Genomic DNA, 4,125 nt, shown 5'->3' with positions numbered 1-4,125 from the left:
AAAAAGCAATTTAATTTTTAAAGAGCTGGCTCAAATGAGGTTGACATGTTCCGAAAGCATCTTCAAACCATTGAGCATCACCCCCTTTGCTTTTTGCCATAGCGATACTGCTTTCCAGTTGAGCCAAATAATCGGTTTTATGATTAGCATAGTCTTCTGGCGATATGGAGTAAGAGGGTGGAATAACCAAAGGGAAGAAGAAACCAGCTGGAAAATCCACCTTCTCGCTTAACTCTGCCAGATCGGCCATGGATGCATTTCTAAGATCAATTTTGGCTGTAGACGTCTGTTTATTAGAGTTTTCCGAGTCAACTTCCAGCTTTTTTTCGGTAGAAAAAACAGCGCTACGCGGACCTTCACTTGCGGGCATCGGCCAAACATTGGAACTTGAAGACATAGAAACATTCATAATTAAATCTCCATTTAATTTTACCATCAACATCAAAATATACACAAAAACAATCCAAATAAACCATGCAAAGAATGTAACAATCTGTACCGATCGACTGTATTTTGCAATAGAAAAAACAGTGATGCATATTATATGAATCTCACATCGGCTACAGAACGCCATAGCAAGATATTACAGAAGCACACAGACCAGAAAGGTTATATTGAAAGCGCATAAAACAGAGAAAGAAGACGAAAGGACAAAATATCCTTTTATTTTCATAACAACAAATTAACCACAAGCGAACTCCAAGAAATAAAAAATATCGATGAAAAATTTCTGGACTCACCCGGATTTTTTATGAAGAAAAACCAAATAAATGGAGTTATAATTTGACTCTTGATTATTATTTAATCGCCGCCTATGCATTGGCGATATTGTTGTTTTTGGGAACACCGGGGCCAGTAACGCTACTCGTAGTCAACTCAAGTGTTAGCGGCGGATTTCGCGCAGGGTTGGCGACGGTTATTGGTACGAATATGGCATCGCTCATTTTGATCGCGCTGTCTTTTGTTGTTGTTCAAGGCGTTCTTGCAGTAAGTCCGTCAGCTTTGCTATGGCTCACACTTATTGGCTCTTTCTATGTTCTGTATTTTTCTTTCAATATAACAATTTCAAAGGTATCGCTAGAGAGAAGAGAAGAGTTACCCAGTCGTCATTACTTCAGAAATGGATTTGTCATTGGCATGTCAAACCCAAAAGACATTTTATTTTTCATAGCTTTCTTCCCTTCTTTTTTTGCAGTCTCAAGTGACATCCATGCATCTATGGCAATACTTATTATTATATGGATGATTTTGGATTACTCAATTCTGTTATTTTATTCGGCAACTTTTTCAAAGCTAACAAATGAAAAGATGGCAAACTTGGTAAGCCGTACCTCTGGTGCTGTTTTATTTTTATTGGCAATCTATGCAATTTATTCAACATTGTCAAATATATCAAATGCATAATATGCGAGGCAATAGATGGAAATCACCCCCAACTCAACAGTCACTCATTCATCAGGCACATCAACAACTCGTGCTGTGTCAGATAAAAACCAGCAACCTTCACAAGGCACAACCAACTTCCAGCCAGAGCTGCAACTGAGCTCCACCAGCCAAGCCCTTACCCAGGCTTTTCAACAGGCTGTGGATTGGCTGCAACAAGAGGCTGTTGAACCTTTTCAAGGTCGCATGGATCAGCTGGGAACAGCCAGCGTAAATATTGATGTAGGGCGTTATAACCTTCATCTGGTGGATCAAAAAGCCAACGAACTGCTGCAAACCTTTGGTCGCTCCGTTGATCTAGAAGAGCTGAAAAATCAACTTATCCAAGGCTCTGGTATCACCACAGAAAACCCGCTGAATGCTACAAATAGAAAAGACCTGTTGACGATGAACGTCTCAGGATTGCTGCTTGAAAGTGATGTTCAGGCGCTGACAGATGTGTACATCTATGCCAAAGAAAGTGGTCTTGATGCTGAACAGGTTAATGGGTTGGGATTTTTTATGGGGGTTTACCGCCAGAGTCAACAGACCACTCACTACTTTCACCCACCAACAGAACCAGCTGACCCTGCCACAATACAACAAGCTCAGGCTATTTATTCCAGTAAGGAAACACCCCTTGTGCAGTTTGAGTCCGGCTTTCTGGAGCAAATGCTTCACCCTGAAAAAAGCCTTAAATCCTTCAGCAAGGTGGTCGATCTGGATTTCCTGCAGAAACTTACCGGTACAGGCGCAGGGGGTGATGTATTCCTGCCGCTAGAACAGCCACCAAAGCCTCCTACGACAGCAACATCCGATAGCACCACCAATCTCTCAAAAGATGAACTACAAGCACAATTGGCCGCTTGGCTGGATCAACACTGGGCACAACAGTCATCACTATCCAGTCAACTGCTTGGCTTAAACCAAGTCGACCAGCAAGATCTCTGGACACTATTGCGAGGCATGTTTGCCTGACAGCAATCCTACTGCAATCCACTCAGCGGGGTGAAGTGCTGGTTCGTATTGTGGCTACCGGTGTCTGTCATACCGATGCTTATACCTTGTCCGGTGATGATCCCGAAGGTGTTTTTCCAGCTATTTTGGGTCATGAAGGTGGCGGCATTGTTGAGGCCATCGGTGAAGGTGTTACTTCAGTTCAGGTCGGTGATCATGTTATTCCGCTGTATACCCCGGAGTGTGGTCAGTGCAAGTTCTGTTTATCCGGTAAAACCAACCTATGCCAAGCCATTCGTGCTACCCAAGGCAAAGGCCTGATGCCGGATGGCACCACCCGCTTTTCCAAAGACGGCCAGCCGATTTATCACTACATGGGTACATCAACTTTTTCTGAATACACCGTACTCCCGGAAATCTCGCTCGCCAAAATCAACAAAAGTGCACCACTAGAAAAAGTCTGCCTGCTGGGCTGTGGTGTTACCACCGGTATGGGCGCGGTGATGAATACTGCCAAAGTCCAGCCGGGTAATACAGTGGCCGTGTTTGGTCTGGGTGGTATAGGGTTATCAGCCATTATTGGCGCGGTGATGGCTGGAGCGAGTCGTATCATTGCTATTGATATCAATGAAAGCAAGTTTGAAATCGCCACTCAACTGGGTGCCACCGACTTGGTCAACCCGAATGATTTTGATCGACCTATTCAAGACGTCATTGTTGAAATGACGGATGGCGGCGTGGATTTTTCCTTTGAATGCATCGGTAATGTGCATGTGATGCGCTCAGCGCTGGAGTGCTGCCACAAGGGCTGGGGTGAATCCATCATTATAGGTGTCGCCGGAGCGGGTCAGGAAATTTCCACGCGTCCTTTCCAGTTGGTAACAGGCAGAGTCTGGCGTGGTAGTGCTTTTGGTGGTGTCAAAGGTCGTTCTGAATTACCAGATTATGTAGAGCGTTATCTGGCAGGTGAGTTTGAGCTGGATACCTTTATCACCCACACCCTGCCTCTGGAGCAGATCAATGACGCCTTTGATTTGATGCATGAAGGTAAATCGATCCGCACTGTGATCCATTTTTAAGGAAAGTTATGATGCCTGCTCTGGAAAAAACCAGTGATCAGCGATTGTTTGGTGGCCATCAGCTACGCTTTGAACACGATTCAAAAACCCTGCATTGCCGAATGCAGTTTTCTGTTTATTTGCCTCCACAAGCGGCACAACAGAGTGTTCCAGCACTCTACTGGTTATCTGGTTTAACTTGCACCGATGAAAACTTTTCGGCAAAAGCCGGCGCTCAGCAGTGGGCAGCAGAGCTGGGTATTGCACTGGTGATCCCGGATACCAGTCCTCGTGGTGATCAAGTACCAGACGATCCAGAAGGTGCTTATGATTTTGGCTTAGGAGCTGGCTTTTACGTTAATGCCACCGAAGCACCCTATCAACAGCATTACCAGATGTACGATTACATCTGTAAAGAGTTGCCTGCCTTGGTAGAAGCGGAACTGCCTGTATCAACTCGCCGAGCTATCTCTGGTCATTCCATGGGAGGCCATGGTGCACTGGTTATTGCTTTACGGGAAACTGGTTGTTATTGCTCGGTCTCGGCTTTTGCACCCATCAGTAATCCGATCAATTGTCCTTGGGGTCGCAAAGCACTAAGCGGTTATCTTGGCGAAAATGAAACCAACTGGCAGCAATATGATGCTTCGCTGCTGCTGGCTCAGCAAAAGTCTGATTTACCAATATT

Annotated in this window: 5 protein-coding genes; 4 read left to right on the top strand and 1 reads right to left on the bottom strand. The window is 44.9% G+C overall.

From position 1 onward, the window contains the following. Positions 1-10: 10 nt before the first annotated feature. On the bottom strand, positions 11-454 hold the full coding sequence (locus IBX50_RS17880; protein WP_292257695.1) for a hypothetical protein: 444 nt from the start codon (positions 452-454) through the stop codon (positions 11-13). Positions 455-783: 329 nt separating this feature from the next. Between IBX50_RS17880 and IBX50_RS17875 the strand changes: the two genes are divergently transcribed. The 4 genes from IBX50_RS17875 to fghA all read left to right on the top strand — a co-directional run. Further along, positions 784-1,404 carry a LysE family translocator gene (locus tag IBX50_RS17875; RefSeq protein WP_292257693.1) on the top strand — a complete coding sequence of 207 codons (621 nt, stop codon included), beginning with the start codon at positions 784-786 and terminating at the stop codon, positions 1,402-1,404. A gap of 15 nt (positions 1,405-1,419) precedes the next feature. After that, positions 1,420-2,400: a hypothetical protein gene (locus tag IBX50_RS17870; RefSeq protein ID WP_292257690.1), complete on the top strand. Its 981-nt coding sequence runs from the start codon at positions 1,420-1,422 to the stop codon at positions 2,398-2,400. Then, positions 2,370-3,458: an S-(hydroxymethyl)glutathione dehydrogenase/class III alcohol dehydrogenase gene (locus tag IBX50_RS17865; protein ID WP_292257696.1), complete on the top strand. Its 1,089-nt coding sequence runs from the start codon at positions 2,370-2,372 to the stop codon at positions 3,456-3,458. The genes IBX50_RS17870 and IBX50_RS17865 overlap by 31 nt, the downstream gene beginning before the upstream one ends. Positions 3,459-3,469: 11 nt before the next feature. Continuing rightward, positions 3,470-4,125: S-formylglutathione hydrolase (gene fghA, locus IBX50_RS17860; protein WP_292257688.1), on the top strand; the 656-nt coding region annotated here is incomplete at its 3' end.

It is taken from the genome of Marinospirillum sp. (genome assembly GCF_014859565.1).
This window is presented reverse-complemented; position numbering and strand designations above follow the sequence as displayed.